11 protein-coding genes are annotated in these 18,405 nt (G+C 67.3%); 9 read left to right on the top strand and 2 right to left on the bottom strand.

All coding sequences use genetic code 11. The annotated features are described in order from the left end of the window. Window positions 1–96: 96 nt before the first annotated feature. The 5 genes from CCS01_RS05325 to CCS01_RS05305 all read left to right on the top strand — a co-directional run bounded on the left by CCS01_RS05325 (window position 97) and on the right by CCS01_RS05305 (window position 5,152). On the top strand, window positions 97–612 hold the full coding sequence (locus tag CCS01_RS05325; RefSeq protein ID WP_104517789.1) for an SspB family protein: 516 nt from the start codon (window positions 97–99) through the stop codon (window positions 610–612). A 75-nt stretch (window positions 613–687) separates the two neighbouring features. Further along, window positions 688–2,289 (top strand): fumarate hydratase, encoded by a 1,602-nt coding sequence (locus tag CCS01_RS05320; RefSeq protein WP_104517793.1) that lies wholly within the window; start codon window positions 688–690, stop codon window positions 2,287–2,289. Further along, the gene (locus CCS01_RS05315) at window positions 2,289–2,693 is read left to right on the top strand and encodes a VOC family protein (RefSeq protein ID WP_104517788.1); all 405 of its coding nucleotides are present in this window, start codon (window positions 2,289–2,291) and stop codon (window positions 2,691–2,693) included. The genes CCS01_RS05320 and CCS01_RS05315 overlap by 1 nt, the downstream gene beginning before the upstream one ends. A 118-nt stretch (window positions 2,694–2,811) precedes the next feature. Continuing rightward, window positions 2,812–3,888 carry a tRNA preQ1(34) S-adenosylmethionine ribosyltransferase-isomerase QueA gene (gene queA, locus CCS01_RS05310; RefSeq protein ID WP_104517792.1) on the top strand — a complete coding sequence of 359 codons (1,077 nt, stop codon included), beginning with the start codon at window positions 2,812–2,814 and terminating at the stop codon, window positions 3,886–3,888. Window positions 3,889–3,937: 49 nt separating this feature from the next. Beyond that, complete coding sequence (locus CCS01_RS05305) at window positions 3,938–5,152, top strand: pyridoxal-phosphate-dependent aminotransferase family protein (protein ID WP_104517787.1); 1,215 nt, start codon at window positions 3,938–3,940, stop codon at window positions 5,150–5,152. A 635-nt stretch (window positions 5,153–5,787) separates the two neighbouring features. On the opposite strand, the gene CCS01_RS05300 is transcribed toward CCS01_RS05305, so the two are convergent. Beyond that, complete coding sequence (locus CCS01_RS05300) at window positions 5,788–9,987, bottom strand: DEAD/DEAH box helicase (RefSeq protein ID WP_204848147.1); 4,200 nt, start codon at window positions 9,985–9,987, stop codon at window positions 5,788–5,790. A gap of 739 nt (window positions 9,988–10,726) precedes the next feature. On the opposite strand from CCS01_RS05300, the gene CCS01_RS05295 reads away from it, so the two are divergent. Further along, window positions 10,727–11,986 carry a glycosyltransferase gene (locus tag CCS01_RS05295; protein ID WP_104517786.1) on the top strand — a complete coding sequence of 420 codons (1,260 nt, stop codon included), beginning with the start codon at window positions 10,727–10,729 and terminating at the stop codon, window positions 11,984–11,986. Window positions 11,987–12,093: 107 nt separating this feature from the next. On the opposite strand, the gene CCS01_RS05290 is transcribed toward CCS01_RS05295, so the two are convergent. Continuing rightward, entirely contained in the window at window positions 12,094–15,219 is a 3,126-nt protein-coding gene (locus CCS01_RS05290; protein ID WP_104517785.1) for an acetoacetate--CoA ligase, read from the bottom strand. 836 nt (window positions 15,220–16,055) lie between these two features. Between CCS01_RS05290 and CCS01_RS05285 the strand changes: the two genes are divergently transcribed. From CCS01_RS05285 to CCS01_RS05275, 3 genes are all read left to right on the top strand, one after another. Further along, the gene (locus tag CCS01_RS05285) at window positions 16,056–16,772 is read left to right on the top strand and encodes a dienelactone hydrolase family protein (protein WP_204848146.1); all 717 of its coding nucleotides are present in this window, start codon (window positions 16,056–16,058) and stop codon (window positions 16,770–16,772) included. 11 nt (window positions 16,773–16,783) lie between these two features. Next, complete coding sequence (locus CCS01_RS34325) at window positions 16,784–17,095, top strand: DUF6295 family protein (RefSeq protein WP_193540104.1); 312 nt, start codon at window positions 16,784–16,786, stop codon at window positions 17,093–17,095. Between the two features lie 131 nt (window positions 17,096–17,226). Next, window positions 17,227–18,402, top strand: a complete 1,176-nt coding sequence (locus CCS01_RS05275; protein ID WP_104517783.1) for a serine hydrolase domain-containing protein — start codon at window positions 17,227–17,229, stop codon at window positions 18,400–18,402. The last annotated feature ends 3 nt before the right edge of the window (window positions 18,403–18,405 follow it).

Genomic DNA, 18,405 nt, shown 5'->3' with positions numbered 1-18,405 from the left:
CGCCACGCTTCTCCCACCCCACAACCCTCTTTGCCACCCGCCATCGACGCGCTATCTCTCCCCCCGAGAGGCGCATGCAAAAGCGCGGAGGCAGCCATGGACGACGATCAGAAACAACGGCCGGAAAGCCTGCTGCCGTATGAGCAATGGATCGAGCAGGCGCTGCGCCAGGTGGTGGCGCTGGCGATCGAGCACGCCGCCGCCCAGGGCCTGCCGGGCGGGCACCATTTCTACATCACCTTCCGCACCGATTGCCCCGGCGTGGAAATGCCGTCGCGCATCCGCGCCCAGTACCCGCGCGAGATGACCATCGTGCTGCAGCACCAGTTCTGGGACCTGCGCTACGACCGGGACAGCCAGGCGATCAGCGTCGGCCTGTCGTTCGGCGGCGTGCCGACGACGCTGGTCATCCCGCTCGAGTCGGTGGTCGAGTTCGCGGATCCGCATATCCGCTACGGGCTGCGCTTCCAGCCGCCGGAGCTGCCGGAGGCGGCAGCGGAGCCGGACGCCGCCGAGGCCGAACCCGCGCCGCCGCCGGCCCCGGAGGCGCCGGCCGAACCGGCCCAGGTGGTCAGCCTGGATGCGTTCCGCCGCCGCACGCCGCAAGGCTAGGCGCGTTTTTCCAACCGAAAGGATCCTGCCGTGGAGTCTCCGGCCCAGCGGCCCGCGAATTTTCTCTATGCCCCGATGTTCCCGCTGGGGCCCGACACAACGCCCTGGCGCAAGCTGCCGATCGAGGGGGTGCGGACGATCACGGTCGAGGGGAAGACGGTGCTGCGCATCGCCCCAGCGGCGCTGAGCGAACTCGCCGTGCGGGCCTTCCATGACGTCGCCCACCTGCTGCGCCCGGCGCACCTGGCGCAGCTGCGCGCGATCCTCGATGACCCGGACGCCAGCGCCAACGACCGGTTCGTGGCGCTCGACCTGCTCAAGAACGCCAACATCGCCGCCGGGGGCGTGCTGCCGATGTGCCAGGACACCGGCACCGCCATCGTGTTCGGCAAGAAGGGCCAGCGCGTCTGGGTGGATGGCGACGAGGAGGAGGCGCTGGCCTGGGGCGTGCACCGCACCTACACCGAGACCAACCTGCGCTACTCGCAGATGGCGCCGCTGTCGATGTTCGAGGAGGTCAACACCGGCAACAACCTGCCGGTGCAGTTCGACATCATGGCCGCCCCGGGCGAGCACCACGCCGACGAGTTCCACCTGATGTTCGTCGCCAAGGGCGGCGGCAGCGCCAACAAGACCTTCCTCTACCAGGAGACCCGCGCCCTGCTGTCGCCCGGGCGGCTGGCGAAGTTCCTGGAAGCGAAGATGAAGACGCTGGGGACGTCGGCCTGCCCGCCGTACCACCTGGCGATCGTCATCGGCGGCACCTCGGCCGAAATGACGCTCAAGACGGTGAAGCTGGCGTCCACCAAGTGGCTGGACACCTTGCCAACGTCCGGCAGCAAGGCGGGCCATGCGTTCCGCGACGTCGCGCTGGAGCGGCAGATCCTGGAGATCTCCCGCAACATCGGCATCGGCGCGCAGTTCGGCGGCAAATACTTCTGCCATGACGTCCGCGTGGTGCGGCTGCCGCGGCACGGCGCTTCCTTGCCCGTCGGCATCGGCGTCTCCTGCTCGGCCGATCGGCAGATCTTCGCCAAGATCACGCCGGAGGGGGTGTTCCTGGAGCAGCTGGAGGCCGAGCCGGCGAAGTACCTGCCGGAGGCGACCGGCGCCCAGCTCGGCGACGCGGCGGTGGCGATCGACCTGAACCGGCCGATGGCGGAGATCCGGGCCGAGCTGTCGCGCTATCCGGTGAAGACGCGCGTGATGCTGACCGGCACCATGGTGGTGGCACGCGACATCGCCCATGCCAAGCTGAAGGAGCGCCTGGACAACGGCCAGCCCCTGCCCGACTACCTGAAGAATCATCCGGTGTACTATGCCGGGCCGGCGAAGACTCCGGCGGGCATGCCGACCGGCAGCTTCGGTCCGACCACGGCGGGGCGGATGGACAGCTACGTGGCGGACTTCCAGGCGGCCGGCGGGTCGCTGGTGATGCTGGCCAAGGGCAACCGCTCGAAGGCGGTGAAGGAGGCCTGCAAGGCGCATGGCGGCTTCTACCTGGGCAGCGTCGGCGGCCCGGCGGCGCGGCTGGCGCAGGACTGCATCCGCAAGGTGGAGGTGCTGGAATTCCCCGAACTCGGCATGGAAGCCGTCTGGCGCATCGAGGTTGAGGATTTCCCGGCCTTCATCGTCATGGATGACAAGGGCAACGATTTCTACGACGGGTTGGAATAATGCGCTTTACCATCGACCGCATCGACCACATCGTGATGAACGTGAAGAGCGTGGAGATCACCGCGGCCTGGTACCAGCGCGTGCTGGGCATGGAGCGCGAGGATTTCGGCGCCGACGACAACCGCACGGCGCTGAAATTCGGCGGCCAGAAGATCAACCTGCGGCCGCTGGAGGCGGATACCGGCGCCTGGCCCACCGGCGTGGTGGCCGAGCCGGGCTCGGTGGACATCTGCTTCATCACCGCCGTGCCGCCGGACGAGGTGATCGGCCACCTGCACGACTGCGGCGTGCAGGTCCTGCAGGGGCCGGTGCCGAAGGCCGGGGCGCTGGGGACCATCACGTCGGTGTACTGCCGCGATCCGGATGGGAACCTGGTGGAGATTTCGTCCTACCAGTCGCGGTAGGCGGGGGCATCGGCAGGAATGGAATCACAAATGAACACAAATAGACGATGCCGGGTGCGCCAATTCGGGTCAGCACGCCGCATTTGTGTTCATTTGTGTTCATTTGTGGTTCCTGTTCATGCCGGTCGCGACTGACGTGGAGCCTCCGGTTACCCCGCTGACGCTGGCCGATTTCGACTACACGCTGCCGCCTGAGCGGATTGCGCATGAACCCGCCCGGCCACGCGACTCCGCCCGCCTGCTGCACGTCCACCCCGGTGGCCTGGCCGATCGGCTGGTGCGGGATTTGCCGGGGCTGCTGCGGCCGGGGGATGTGCTGGTGGCGAACGACACGCGGGTGTTCCCGGCGCAGCTGACCGCGCTGCGCGGCGCCGCGCGCATTGGCATTACCCTGGACCGGCCGCGCCGCGACGGCGCGTGGAAGGCACTGGCGCGCAATGCGCGGCGGCTGCATGCCGGCGATGCCCTGGCAATCGCGGGCGCCGGCATGCTGACCGCCCGGGTCGTGGACAAGCACGCCGACGGCAGCGTCGGTCTGGCGTTCAACCTCGACGGCGACGACCTGATGGCGGCGTTCCACGAAGCCGGGGCGCTGGCGCTGCCGCCCTACATCGACCGGCCGCACGGGCCGCTGCCCAGCGACTCGGCCGATTACCAGACGGTGTTCGCCCAGCGCGAGGGCGCGGTGGCGGCGCCGACGGCGGGACTACATTTCACGCCCGCCCTGCTGGCGGCGCTGGACGCGGCCGGGGTGCGGCGGGTGACGCTGACGCTGCATGTCGGCATCGGCACCTTCCTGCCGGTGCGGGTGGAGCGTGTGGCCGATCACCGCATGCATGCCGAGCGCGGCGAGATCACGGCCGAGGCCGCCGCGGCGATCAACCAGGCGCGGCGCGACGGCGGCCGGGTGATTGCCGTCGGCACCACCAGCCTGCGGCTGCTGGAAAGCGCGGCCTGGCCGGCCGGGACGGTGCAGCCGTTCCGCGGCGAGACGTCCCTGTTCATCCTGCCCGGCTACGGCTTCAAGGCCGTCGATCGCCTGCTGACCAATTTCCACCTGCCGCGCTCCACCCTGCTGATGCTGGTCTCGGCGTTCAGCGGCCGGGCGCGCATCCTGGCGGCGTATGAACACGCGATCGTGGCGGGCTACCGGTTCCACTCCTATGGCGACGCCTGCTTCCTGGAGCCAGGGTAGCGCTATCGCGCCGCCAATCGGCCGCTTACCGGAGAAGGAGGACGATCCGATGCTGACGCTCGATTTCCATCCCGCCGGCCGCCACTTCCTGCACATCCCCGGCCCCAGCCCGGTGCCCGACCGCATCCTGCGGGCGATCAGCCACCCGACGATCGACCACCGCGGGCCGGAGTTCGGCGCGCTCGGCCTGCAGGTGCTGGATGGGCTGAAGCATGTGTTCCGGACGCAGCATCCGGTGGTGATCTACCCGGCCTCCGGCACCGGCGCGTGGGAGGCGGCGCTGGTCAACACGCTCGGCCCGGGCGACGCGGTGCTGATGTATGAGACCGGGCATTTCGCGTCACTGTGGAAGCGGCTCGCGGAGCGGCTGGGACTGCGGCCGGAATTCCTCGGCCTGCCGGGGATCGACGGCTGGCGGCGCGGGGTGGACGCGACGATGATCGAGGATCGGCTGCACGCGGATCGCGAGCGGCGGATCAGGGCGGTATGCGTGGTCCATAATGAGACCTCGACCGGCGCGACGTCCGACATCGCGGCGGTGCGGCGGGCGATCGACCGGGAAGGGCATCCGGCGCTGCTGATGGTGGATACCATTTCCGGCCTGGCCTCGGCGGAGTACCGGCACGACGAGTGGGGCGTGGACGTCACCGTCGCCGGCTCGCAGAAGGGGCTGATGTTGCCGCCGGGGATCAGCTTCAACGCGGTCTCGCCGCGGGCGCTGGAGGCGGCGAAGACGGCGACCCTGCCGCGCGCCTACTGGGACTGGGCGGATATCCTGCCGATGAACCGGAACGGGTATTGGCCGTACACGCCGAATACCAACCTGCTGTACGGGCTGCACGAGGCGCTGGACATGCTGATGCACGAGGGGCTGGACCACGTGCTCGCCCGCCACCAGCGCCTGGCGGCGGCCTGCCGCAGCGCGGTGCGCGGCTGGGGCCTGGAGATCCAGTGCGTCGATCCGGCTGCCTACTCGCCTGTGCTGACGGGCGTGATGATGCCCGAGGGCGTGGATGCCGACGTGGTGCGCGCGCTGATCTACGACCATTTCGACCTGTCACTGGGCACCGGGCTGGGCAAGGTGAAAGGCCGGATGTTCCGCATCGGCCACCTGGGGGACTGTAACGACCTGATGCTGATGGCGGCGCTGTGCGGCTGCGAGATGGGGCTGCGGATGGCGGGCGTGAACCTGCAAGGCAGCGGCGTCGAGCAGGCCTTGCATCACCTGAGTTCGCATCCGCTGGAATCTGCACGAACTGCTTGACAGCGAATCCGCACAGGCATAACGTTTGGTTTGTAACCGAATAGGAGGATGCATCACCAGCATGAATCCACCTGAAGTAGTCGAGGTTGCCGAAACACCGTGGCATCGGTAACCGAAATACAAAGCCCACGTTATGCTTGGCTTATATTGCCGGGCGCGAAGTTGATCTTCGCATTATAGACCCCCGTTAACGCAGTCAGCGTTCGGGGGTCTTGGCTGTCAGGACCCTTTCTTTTTCTCCTGTGAAAATGTGCGTTGCAGGCGCCAGTGATCGGGCGGCGTGAGGTCGTCACTCTATTGTCATGGCCGTCACTCTATCGGCGCGGTCATCTCTTCATCGACGCGGTCGTCTCTTTACCGTCATGGCCGGGCGTGTCCCTACGGGATGCACACATCTCGGAAACGGTCCGCCGCTGCGTTTCCCTTTCGTCATGGCCCGGACAAGCCGGGCCATGACGAAAGGGAAACGCTCTTGGCGCCCAGGCAAGCACTTGATTTTACGGTCATTTCCGACTCTTTTCCAGGATGTGTGCATTACGTAGGGACACGCCCGGCCATGACGGTGAGGCAACGGACCGGGCGCCAAATCCTTCTCCGTCGACCGCCCTCTCCTGATATGCATGAGACCCGTCCGCTTACGCCTGCAGCAACTCAAGCAACTGCTCCTCGGTCAGCCGCCCGGCCACGTCGGCGCCTTCCAGCAGTTCCGAGGCCAATGCCCGCTTGTCGCGGTGCAGCGCAACGATGCGCTCCTCGATACTGTCCTGCATAACCAGCCGGTAGATCGTCACCGGACGGGTCTGGCCGATGCGATGCGCGCGGTCGGACGCCTGGTCCTCCACCGCCGGATTCCACCACGGATCCAGATGCACCACATAGTCGGCGGCGGTCAGGTTCAGCCCGGTGCCACCGGCCCGCAGGCTGATCAGGAACAGCTCGCCCTCCCCGGCCTGGAACGCCGCCACCCGGCGCTCCCGATCCGCCGCCGGGGTGCTGCCGTCGAGGTACTGGTAGCTCACGCCCCGCGCGTCCAGCGCCGCCCGCACCAGCGCCAGGTGCCCGACGAACTGGCTGAACACCAGCGCCCGGTGACGGCTGGCACGCAGCTCGTCCACCAGGTCGAGGAACGCCGCCAGCTTGGCGCTCGGCACCGCGGCTTTGGCGTCGATCAGCGCCGGGTTGCAGCAGGCCCGCCGCAGCCGGGTGATCTCGGCCAGGATATGGATCTTCCGCTGTCCCCCGGGCGTGTCGTCCAGCGCGGCAATCGCCGCCAGCGCCTGCTGCCGCAGCGTCTCGTAGAACGCGCGCTCCTCCGGCTCCATCTCGACGAACATGGTCTGCTCGGTGCGCGGCGGCAGCTCGCTCAGCACCGCCGCCTTGGTGCGCCGCAGCAGGAACGGCCGCAGCAGCGTCCGCAGCGCCGTCCGCGCCGCCGGGTCGCGGTCGCGCTCGATCGGCCCGGCGAAGCGCCGCTGGAACTTGTCGCGCGACCCGAGCAGCCCCGGCGTCACGAACGAGAACAGGCTCCACAGCTCGTCGAGGTCGTTCTCCACCGGCGTCCCGGTCAGCGCCAGCCGGAACCGCGCCTGCAAGCCGTGGATCACCTGCGCGCGCCGGGTTTCGGCATTCTTGATCGCCTGCGCCTCGTCCAGCACCGCCATCTGCCAGGCGCGCCCGGTCAGCAGCGCCTCCTCCTGCGGCAGCAGGCCGTAGCTGACCAGCAGCACGTCGCGCGGCCCGAGCCCGTCCACCAGCGCCTGCCGATCCGGCGCGGTGGCGAGCCGGTGGACCGTCAGCGTCGGCGCGAACCGCGCGATCTCGCTGGCCCAGTTCGGCACCACCGAGGTCGGCGCCACCACCAGGCACGGCCCCTCGGCGGCGCGGTGCAGCATCAGCGCGATCGCCTGCACCGTCTTGCCCAGGCCCATGTCGTCGGCGAGGCAGGCCCCCGCGTCCAGCCGGGCGAGCCGTGCCAGCCAGATGAACCCCTCCTCCTGGTAGTCGCGCAGCTCGGCCTGAAGCGCCGATGGTATCGACGGAGTCCAGTCGCCCGCCTCGCGCACCCGCGTGACCTGCTGCCGCCAGGCGGGATCGGCATCGACCTGCCCGGCTTCCTCCAGCAGCCCGTCCACGGCGGCGGCGCCGAGCGCCGGGACGCGTTGCTCCCCCTTGTCCGGCTCGGACACCGCCGCCAGCTGCCGCAGCTGCGACTGCAGCCGCTGGGTCAGCGCGACGAACTGCCCGTTGTCGAGCGGCACGAAGCGCCCCTGCGCGCGGTCCAGCCGATCGAGCAGGAAGCGCATTTCCAGCACGTCGTCCTCGGCCACCTGCACCTTGCCGCTGACGGCGAACCAGTCGCGCACCTGCCGGACCTTGAAGCGCAGCTTCCTGGGATCGACGACGCCAACGGAGAACTTCCGGCCCTCCGGCCACTCGACAACGGCCAGTTCGGGATGCGCCTGCAATTCCATCAGCGCGTCGAGGCAGGGTTCCAGCCCCTCCAGCGTCACCTCGTGCGCCTGCGCGGCGCCGACCGACTCCAGCGTCGGACAGGCAGCGACCAGAGCGCGGCGGGCGGCCAGCTCGGCGTCGATGTCGCGGCGGACGCGCACCTGCTCGCCGCCGATGACCGCCAGCACCGAGTGGCCGCCGAGCCCGGCGATGTAGGCCGGGCCGTCGGCGCCGAACGGCCGCACCAGCAGGGTGACCTTCAGCCTGCCGCCGGCGGCGGGATCGCCGTCCGGCACCAGTTGCACGACCGGGGTGGGGATGCCCTCGCGCGCGTCCGCCTCGACCGCGTCGATTTCGGCGCGGATCGGCAGCATCGGGTTGGCCTTGCGCACCATCTCCACCACCTGGTCCCGCCCGTCCCTGGGCACGACCAGGCCGCGCGGCCCGACGATCTGCTGCACCGCCAGCAGGCGTTCGGTCAGCACGATCACCCGGTAGCGATGCGGCGCCTCCGCCTCCAGGAACACGGTGGGCTCCTTGGCGGTGTGCGACAGCGCGATGCGGACCCCGCCGCGCTGCTCGGTCACCACCAGCTCGACCGGATAGGCGACCAGTTCCATCGGCTGGTGCCGCCGCCGCGCGTCGAACACCGCCGGGTGGCCGACCAGCAGAGGCAGGACGCGCACCGCGTCGAAATCGTAGGAATACTCGTTGTCATACCAGCCGCCGTAGCGTTCACGGCGGATGCCGCGCAGCGCCCGGCGGTCCTGGTCGGTCAGGTAGTCCAGGCGCGGGTCCTGCTCGTAGAGCCGCTTCATGGCGACCACGCGCCCATCCGACCAGCCGTCGCGGCCTCTCGCGGCCTGCTCGGCCACCTCGATGTTCAGAGTCACGGGATCGACGAACCAGGCGAGGCGCTTGGTCGGGGCGGCCGGCTCCGCTCCGGGCTTTGCCCCATCGGCGAACAGCAGTGTGTCGAGGGTCTCCAGCGCCCGCTCCCACGGCTGGGTCAGGCGCAGCAGATGCGTGAATTCCACGCCAATCCCGGCGGCCGTGGCCTTGAGGTATGCGGCATACCGATCGGGTGCCGGGTCCGCTTCGGCGAGAGCCTCGGCATACATGCGGGCAGGCAGGACGAGCACGCCCTGTATCAAGTCGAAACGCTTCCAAAGCGCGGGCGCGCGCTGCCGCGTGTTGTCCGGATCGACGGCGTGCGCGGCGAGCGTCCAGACGGCATCGGCGAGCGGGTCTTCCGAGATGACACCCTTCATCGCGCGCACCTGCTCGCGTGCCTTGCCCTCCATCCCCTGCGCCAGCCACAGCAGTGTCTGCAGTCCCGGCCAGGCCGAGGAATACGGGCGGTCTGTAAGCGGCAGCATATTGAGCCCGGCCTGAATTTCGGGATACAGCGCGGGGTCGCTGGCGCGCAGCAGGGCCATCAGGAAGAACAGGCCGTGCATGCCATCGACGAACAGCTTGCGCTTGCTGGCGGCCTTCCGGCGCAGCTTGAGCGCGGCGCGGTAGAGGCCGATCGCCTCGGCATTCTCGCCGGCGAGGAAGTGCAGGGTGGCGGCAATTTCCTGGTGGGCCGGCTTGGGCTGGGGCGCGTCGGCCTGCAGCCGGGCCAGCAGCGTCCGGGCTTCGTCGAGGCGCAGCCCGACGATTGCCTGCGTGAGCAGCACCGGAAGGATCGGCGCGAATTCCGGCTGGTCCTGCCGATCGCGATAGCGGTCGATCAGCGCGGGAACGCCCGGGATGGCGAGATCGCCGGCCATGAACGCCTCGAGCCGGCTTTCCAGCAGCGCGGCCTGCAGCACCGGGGCGCGGCTGTCGAGCCAGGCGGGCGTGAAGTCCACCCGGGCCAGCATGCGGCCGAGCGACCGCATGAACGGTTCGTCCGCTCCCGGCAGGTAAATGCCGGACTGCGTGCGCTGGTGGGCGAACCCATCCGGGTCGTTGGCATAAATAGCGAGGCGCGCCAGCAGCAGCCGTTCGCTGTCGCCAAGCATGCGCCGCATCGGCGAGCTGTAGCCGAGGCCGGCGGGCGACGGCGAGAAGAACCGCCGCGCCGCGTCGAACAATCGTTCGGCCTCCGGCGCGGCGGCGGCGTCCATGGCCACCGGGTGCAGCAGTGCCGGCACGCAGGCCAGATCGGCGGTGAGCAGGGAATGTTTCTGCAGGACGTCCAGCGCCGGGTTGGCCACTGCGCTGGTCCAGCTCTTGCCCTCTGGTGTGCGCACGCCGCCGCGGTTCAGGCACTCCAGGAAAGCGGTCTTGGTGGTGACGGTGACGACCAGGGCCTTCACCCGTAGCACGGTGCGCGGGCCCGGCGGCAGGTCCTGGTACGCCTTCCATAGATTCTCGGTAACAAGCGTTTCAGTCACCTGCGATAACCCTTGCCATTGATGCCTCGGGCGTCGATACCAACGCGCGGTGCCCGAGCCGGAAGGCTTGCCGCCATGATTTTTGCCACTGCTTCGGGATGGCCGATCCTCCCCAGCCGGTTCGGTTAGAGTCAACCGGCTGCAATGGCAAGTCCGGGACGGGCCGCTCGACGATCATATTGAGGGTCGTCGGCGCTTCCCTGCAAGGCATCCTGAGCCGGAGGCAGGGAATGACCCTGCCACGACCGTCCAGGCGGCGTTTCGCGCGGCGTTGACCAATATGCGGCAGGGCGCGGCCAAGAAGGCTGTTGATGCCGTTTTCGCCGGCATCTCTGCGGCGGCGCGAAAGCCGGGTTCAGCGCCCTGGGTGTTGAAGCAGGAACACAGGCTCCGGGCCTCCGCCCGGTATGATGAGGTCGTAACGGCCGTCGTTGCTTTAACGCCCAGGCAGGTTCAGCCCGGCGAAACAGGTGAAATTCGTTGTGGTGGCGGCGTGCCAATGTGGCGTTGTCGTAACCTGTAGGCTCGGCTGTCCGGCCGGGCTGCCGCGCCGCCCCCACTTCCTCATGCTCCCGTTCCACGCCATGACACCATATCGGCAGCAGTTGATTACAGGGGATAGCGGCAATCATATTTCGCCGGAAACTCATTGGCCAGCGATGGGTTCCGGTAAGCACGATTACGTGCCGCGCTGGGATTCTGCCGGTTTCAAGGGTTTCCGGCTGCCCTACAGGCGGCTATGTCGTCGGAAGCCGCCCTGCCTGATCGGAGGTCGTCCTGTCAGGTCAATGTTTTGAAGTATTGGCAAGTGGAAGTTGGGACTGGCATGGACGCAGACCTCGTGGGATCAGCAAGCTGCCACACGCGGCGCACGTCGGTCGCCATCTACAATCGCGACCTGGCCTCGGGCGGCGTCGAGCGGCAAATCCTGACGCTGGCCGAGACATTGCAGGCGTCCGGCTGGGCCATCACGCTGGTGCTGCATCAGTTCAGCGGCGCGTTTTCCCCTGCGGTGCCGCCCGGCGTGGCGGTCGTGGATCTGGCGAGTCGCCGCACCTTGCAGGATATTTCCCGCCTTGCCCGCTTCCTGCGGCAGGCGCGGCCAGACGTATTGGTGTCGAACCTCGACCATAACAACGTCGCCGCGCTTGTTGCCAGCCGGTTGTCGGGCACGCGGACGCCGGTCATCATCTGCCAGCACAACGCCCTGTCTTCCCGGTACACGGAAGGCCTCAGCCGCAGCTATCGATACATTCCCAGCCTTTACCGGCTGCTTTCGCCCGATATCGCTGCGGCCGTGTGTGTATCGGAAGGGTTGGCCGGTGAAATGCGCCGGATCGCGCACGTCCCGCCGGACAAGGTGCACGTGATCCACAACGGGATTGTCGACGCCCAGTTCTTCAGCCGGTGCAACGCGGCGGTCCGCCATCCCTGGTTCGATGATCCGGCCGGTCCCGTGTTCGTTACGGCCGGCCGGCTCGTTGCGCTGAAAGATCACGAAACGTTGCTGCGTGCCCTGGCCATGCACCGGCAGCATCAACCTTCCCGCCTGCTGATCCTGGGTGATGGACCGCTGCGTAACGCGCTGGAAGAGCGAAGCCGCGCGCTTGGACTGGGCGATGCCGTGCAGTTCCTGGGCTTCCAGGACAATCCCTTGCCCTGGTTCCGTCGGGCGGACGCATTTGTCCTGAGTTCGCGGTCGGAAGGATTTGGCAACGTACTGGTCGAGGCCCTGGGATGCGGCACGCCGGTGATTTCCACGGATTGCGAGCATGGGCCGTCCGAGATCCTCGCCAATGGGCGCTATGGCTTGCTGGTTCCGACGCAGGCGCCGGACGCCCTGGCCAAAGCCATGGACCGGGTCGGGGAACTGCGAGGGCTTTGGCCGCCTGAAGTTCTCAAGGCCCGGGCGGGGGCATTCACGACGGCGGCCTGCGCCTCGGCCTATGGAAACCTGATTCAGGCGGTAACGCGGCCGGTACCAGCGGCGCTCCGTTGAGGCGCGCGAATTGCCTTGCGGTCCAGGGGTGGAGCGCATCGGACCCGGAACCGGCAAACCGTGCGCCGCACCCGGACGACCCGGGGGGATCATGCCGGCAACGCGCGTCAGACCGGCAGGAGGACAAGCTCTGAATAAAGCTGATCCAATTCGCTGGCGTCAAACAGGCGCGAGCGATAGCTGGTGTGCTGCTTCAGCGTCGCGCCGCGCAGGCGCCGGGGGAACAGCCGTGCCGCGGTGAGCAGAACCACGGTTCGTTGCCGTCTCAGGATCGCAAGCTTCACGCGCTCGAGGTGACGGTTCAGCAGCGGCGGATTGCTGCAATACAGAATCTCGGAGCACGGCATTGTCATGCGCTTGCCGAGCCATGACGCCAGCTTCGGCACCGGCATGACGCGGCGCTTGGCAACGATATAGGCCTGCTCCGGGCCATCCCATACGACCAGTTGCAGGCAGTCGTAAGGGGCATGGTCGTCGAATATGGAACGCCGCCGATCATCCAGTGACGCGCGCACATCGTTTGGATCGAAACTGATTCGCGGACGCGCATGTTGAAGCGTTTCGGCATGCAGGAGCGGCGGCAGCAGAAGGATCGGGCCGCTCAGTTCCTGGAACCCGAGCATCTGGAAGACCTGCTGCGACAATGGGTTCGGGGTCAGGCTGACGTACGTGACGTTCGCATCGCGCAACGCCGCGTGCAACAGGGCGGCACCCCAGCCTCGGTATCGAGGCTGCACGTACCAGGATGAAAGGTTGCAGGTGAGTCCGGCCTTGCCGTTGATCTCCCGTCTGGCATAGATTGTGCCCAGGAAGCCGACGATGTCGTTGTTGTCGACAAGCACGAAGCCGCGATCGGGCTTTTGCTCCAGCCAGCTGTAGTCAAACAGGTTACGCCAGATTTCCGGCCTGATCCGTCCGATCTGGTCCCCTTCGAATCCCACGCGGTGGAGCAGGGCGCAAATCGGTTCGATGTCATGCGTGCCGATCGGCCGGACATGAACGCCTTGCGTCTCATTGCCTGCCGCGGTGCCGCGGAGCAGGGCGGCCAGCCCCTCGATCGTCGGCTTCGCGAACAGCACTGCAACCGGCAATTCACGTTTCGCCCGCCGCTCGATTTCCATGATCAGGGTCAGCATGGCCAACGAGTTTCCCCCCGCGGCCAACAAATTATCCGTTGGCGCAATCGGGGAAATTCCCAGGAGGTGCTGGCAGAGTGCTTGCAGTTCCGCATCAAGCCGATCGTCCATGGGCAGGTCGTCGACGGCTGCGGGAGCGCATGACGGCGCCGGGGCACGCAGCGCCGGATGGGCGGCGATCTCCTCCAGGCATTCCGGATTGCGCAGGGCCTCGCGGTTGCGCGCCGATCGGCCGTTGACCGCGGCGCGCGCGGCGGCTTCCGAGCGCTTGCCGTTATGCGTCTCGGGCAACGCGCTGACGTCGGCGATGCGCGCCGGAACCATTGCGGCCGAGCCACGTTCGAGCAGCACCGCCCGTATCCGCGCTGCGAGAGCGGCATCCAGTGCCGCACCGGGCCGAAGCCGGACTAGCAGCACGAGGCGGCTCCCGCCTGGCTCGTCTTCCGCGGTCTGCTCGACGGCCATTGATTCCGCGATCTCGGGCACATCCTCGAGCGCCGCGTAGATCTCTGCCGGGCCGACGCGCACGCCGCGAATGTTGAGCACGCCGTCCGAGCGCCCGTGCAGCCGCGCGCCGCCCGCCGCGGTGAACTCGATCAGGTCGCCGTGCGTCCACAGGCCCGGGTTCTGCCTGAAATAGGCGGCGTGAAAACGCGTGCCATCGCCATCGTTCCAAAGCCCGATCGGCCGGGAGGGAAACGGATTGGCGCAGACAAGCTCGCCAACGGGCGAGGCGGGATCGTCGGCAGGCGGCAGCGCGCGCACGTCAAGGCCGAGGCTTCGGCACTGCGCCTCGCCACGGCGCACCGGCAGGTTGGGGCTGCCGAGCACGAAGCAGCCGATGATGTCGGTTCCGCCGGAAATCGATTGCAGCGGGATTCGCCCGACATTTTCCGCCACCCAGTCGTAGTGGCGCGGATAGAGGATCGATCCGGTTGAAAGCACCGAGCGCAGAGCCCCGAGGTCGAAGTCGCGCCCCGGCACAAGACCGGCATCCTCGCAGAAGCGCAGATAAGCCGGGCTGGTGCCGAACACCGAGACGCGTTCCTCGGCAACGATCCGCCACAGCGATTCCGGCGCGGTCAGCGCGCCATCGTACAGGACCAGCACGACTCCCGAGGCCAGGGCCGAGAGCTGCCAGTTCCACATCATCCAGCCGCAGGACGTCTGGTAGAACAACCGCTCGCCGGGGCGCAGATCGCAATGCAGCCGGTGCTCTTTGACATGCTCAAGCAACGTTCCGCCAGCGCCATGAAGGATGCATTTCGGAGCGCCGGTTGTGCCGGACGAGAACATTGCGAACAGTGGATGACCGAATGGCCGCCGCTCCCACGCGACATCCCCGTCTGCCGCCGCGATCAGCGCGTTCAGCCGATACGTTGCGATGTCGTCCGTTGGCGGCAGCGGTGCTTCATCGAAGCTCACGATCGCGCGCAGCGATGCCAGCCCGGCCGCGACCTCGGCCACGCGCGCGGCCAGTGGTGCGCCGGTATCCCACGGCTCGGCCCGGGTATCGGCAAACAGCACGACGGGCGCGAGCGGCGCAAAGCGCGACAGGATGGCGAAAGCGCCCATGTCCGCGCCGCAGCTGGAGAAGATGCCGCCGATCACGGCCGCGGCGAGGGCTGCGATCACAGCCTCGGCGTTGTTGCGGGCGATGCAGGCCACGCGGTCGCCCGGCTGCACGCCAAGCTGCTGTAGCGCACTGGCAAGCCGGAACACGCGCTCGCGCAGCTCACCCCGGCTGAGTTGCTCGCGCCTGCCGTCTCCGTGCCGCGCGATTATGGCTGTTGCCTCGGATGGCCCGGCGAGAAGGTTTTCCGCGTAACTGAGTCGCAGGTTCGGGAAAAACCGCGCGCGCTCCACGTCGTCACCGTCGCACACCGGCTCGGGGTCGCCCTCGGCGGCAAGCCTTGACCAGTCCAGGAAAAGGCGCCAGAAGGCACGGTAATCCGTGCTGGAGAAGTGGTGGAAATTCGCCTGATTGGGGAAGCGGACGCCTGTGGCCGTCTCGCAGAAACGGATGAAATCAGTCAGCGCGGAGCGGCTGATGCCAACGGAATTGGGAGTGCAGATGGTTTCGTCTGTTACATTCATTGATGAAGCGCATTCACTTTGTTCATCTGACGTATACCAGGGATTTGATGAAGCCTTTTGTTAAATAGTGAAACTCTGTCTGCGCGTTTACCTCCACTAAGAACCTTGCCGTACTTAAACTTCCGACGCAATTCTTGTGCGTCGCTCGCGCTGTTCTCACCATAACGTGCGCTATCGAAAGCGGTTGAGATCAAAAGATACGTCAGAAGGATTCCTTTTTCAGCCAGTCTCGGCGCCGTCAGTCTTGTGCCCTGGTCGGGTAATTGCCGCCTGGATCTGGGGGAAAGCCAATCGCGTTGCTTCATGCGGCTGTAATGCCGATATGGTAACGGATGGCCATGCGAGCTCGCATGGACAGTCGTAGGTTCGCGCGCGGCCATCCTGTGCGTATTCCACGGCCGCCAGGACGCGGCGAGCGCAACGAGTCCGGGCGCCATCGGGATGCACCGCGCAGGCACCGTTGATCGTCAGGGTAAGCACGTCGAAGCAGACTCCCGCATCTGGCCGCCGGTGGATCAGACGCAGAACGCGGAAATTTCGTCGCGGTTCGTGCGGAGAATGATCACCAGATTGGAAACTGCCGCCATGCCGGTTGTTGTCTTGCTCGTCCGGTCCCTTCTGGTCGTAGTGCCAGTAAACGGACGCGGTGAAAGCCTCTGCCCGTTGACGATCAATAGTTGCCCGCAGGAGCGCGGCACTTCTGTTAAAGACCTGTAACCGGCTACGGGTTTGGCATGCGCACGCCCTGACCGTAAGATGCCGCCGCACGGACAATCAAGGCCGGCGCCCGCGGAGGAGCACCAATGTCATTCTACCGAGGCATGACCTGCGAGAACGTGACCATCAGCGGCGACAAGGGAACCCCGATCACCGCCTATGTGGCCAGGCCGGAGGGCGCGGGCCCCTTCCCTGGCGTGGTGCTGGTCCACCACCTTCCCGGCTGGAGCGAGTTCTATATCGAAACGACACGACGCTTCGCGCATCACGGCTTTCTCGCCATCTGCGCCAACCTCTATGAGCGGGCCGGCAACGGCAACCCTGACGATGTCGCCGCCAAGGTGCGGGCCGAGGGCGGTGTTCCCGACGCCCAGGTGATCGGCGATACCGAGGCCGCGGTGAAATGGATGCGCGCGCAGCCCGCGCACAACGGCAAAGTTGGTATTTTCGGCTCCTGCTCCGGCGGCCGCCACGCCTTTCTCTATGCCTGCCAAAGGAAGGACGTCGACGCCTGCGCCGAGCTATGGGGCGGCCGCGTGTTGATGGGCAAGGAGGAACTCAACGACAAGACGCCCGTCGCGCCCATCGACCTGACAAGCGGCCTGTCCTGCCCGCTGATCGGTATCTTCGGCAACGACGACCGCGCGCCGAGTCCCGAGCAGGTGAACCAGCACGAAGCCGAACTGAAAAAGCACGGCAAGGGCTACGAATTCCACCGTTACGACGGCGCCGGCCACGGCTTCTTCTACTGGCACCGGCCACTCTACCGGCCCGAGCAGGCGATGGACGGCTGGAGCAAGGTCTTCGCGTTCTTCAACAGGCATCTGGCGAAATAGGGGATCGGCCTGTGTGCACGTCCATTGTCGAAATCGTCCGCGCCCAGGGCATGGCGAAGCGAGGCGACGACTGGTTTCCACTGGCGCAGGCGGTGGTCGCCTATGACCACGCCCGCCACGCGCCGCTGGGCGACGTCATCACGCTCGACTTCATCAATACCGGTCTCGAGCCCGGGGCGCGCGCCGGTGTCGAGTTGACATTGGAAACCGCAAGGAATCTGCGCGCCGCGCTCGACCGGGCGATCACCGCCGCCGCGTTCGAGGAGGCGGAGGTGCGGGGCAAGGGCGCCCCGTTCCCGCATCGTAACGCACGGAGCGGATGAGGCGCGCGGCGGTCGTTTGTCTACGACACCAATTTTGCCCCGGGCCTCCGTCGGGCGCGTAGCGCGGATTTGCCAGCCGGGCAGGGAGCTGATACCGTTCCGACACGAAGGCAACGGGAAAGGCGGACGCCATGCGCAACACGGGCTCGATCGACCAGGTTCTCGCCTCGGCCGTTGCCGGTGACCGCATTGCCGGCCTGGTCGCCACCGCGGCCGACGCCGACGGCGTGTTCTACCATGCCGCCTTCGGCCGCCTGGACGTCAGCCGATCGGCGCCCATGACGCCGGATGCGGTGTTTCGTATCGCCTCCATGACCAAGGCCATCACCGCCGCCGCGGCGATGCAACTGGTCGAGCAGGGGCGGCTGTCGCTCGACCAACCGGCGCGGACGGTGCTGCCGTTCCTGGCCGATACGCCGGTGCTGGATGGATTCGACGCCGCCGGCCAGCCGGTGCTGCGGTCGCCGCGCGCCGCGATCACCTTGCGAAACCTGCTGACCCACACTGCCGGTTTCGTCTACGATACCTGGAACGCCGCGATGAACCGCTATGCGCAGTTGACCGGTCTGCCGACTGCCCGTAGTGGCAGATTGGCGGCGCTGCAGGCGCCGCTGGCGTTCGATCCCGGCACGCGCTGGGAATACGGCATCAACATCGACATCGCCGGCCGGATGATCGAGGCGGCGAGCGGCCTGGACCTGGAAACCTACTTCCAGCGGCACATCTGCGCGCCCCTGGGCATGGTGGACACCACCTACATCCAGCGCCCGGACTGGGAAAGCCGCCTGACCACGGTGCACGACCGCGAGTCCGGCGGCTCCCTGCGCCCGGCCGCCGCACCGCCGGGGGTGGTGGCGGAGCGGGAGTTCTTCGGCGGCGGCGGCGGGCTGTTCTCCACCGCCGCGGACTACATGCGGTTCCTGCGCGCGCTGATGCAGGGCGGGGAAGTGGATGGAGCGCGCATCCTGCGGCCCGAAACGGTGGCGCTGATGGGGCAGAACCATATCGGCGCGCTGGACGTGCAACGGATGCCCACCCAGATGCCGAACGTATCTAACGACGTGGAACTGTTCCCCGGCATGGTGAAGAAATGGGGGCTGAGCTTCCTGATCAACACCGCCCCGGGCTCGGCCGGCCGCACCGCCGGCAGCCTGGCCTGGGCGGGGCTGTACAATACCTATTACTGGCTCGATCCGATACGCAAGGTAACGGGCGTGCTGATGACGCAGGTGCTGCCGTTTGCCGACGCGACGGTGCTGGAGACGCTGGATGCGTTCGAGGCGGCGGTATACCGCGCGGTGGCATAAGGC

The sequence above is a fragment of the Rhodopila globiformis genome, assembly GCF_002937115.1.
In the GTDB taxonomy this organism is placed as follows: Bacteria; Pseudomonadota; Alphaproteobacteria; order Acetobacterales; family Acetobacteraceae; genus Rhodopila; species Rhodopila globiformis.
The sequence above is the reverse complement of the archived record's forward strand: the minus strand, read 5'-3'. Positions and strand labels throughout refer to the sequence as shown.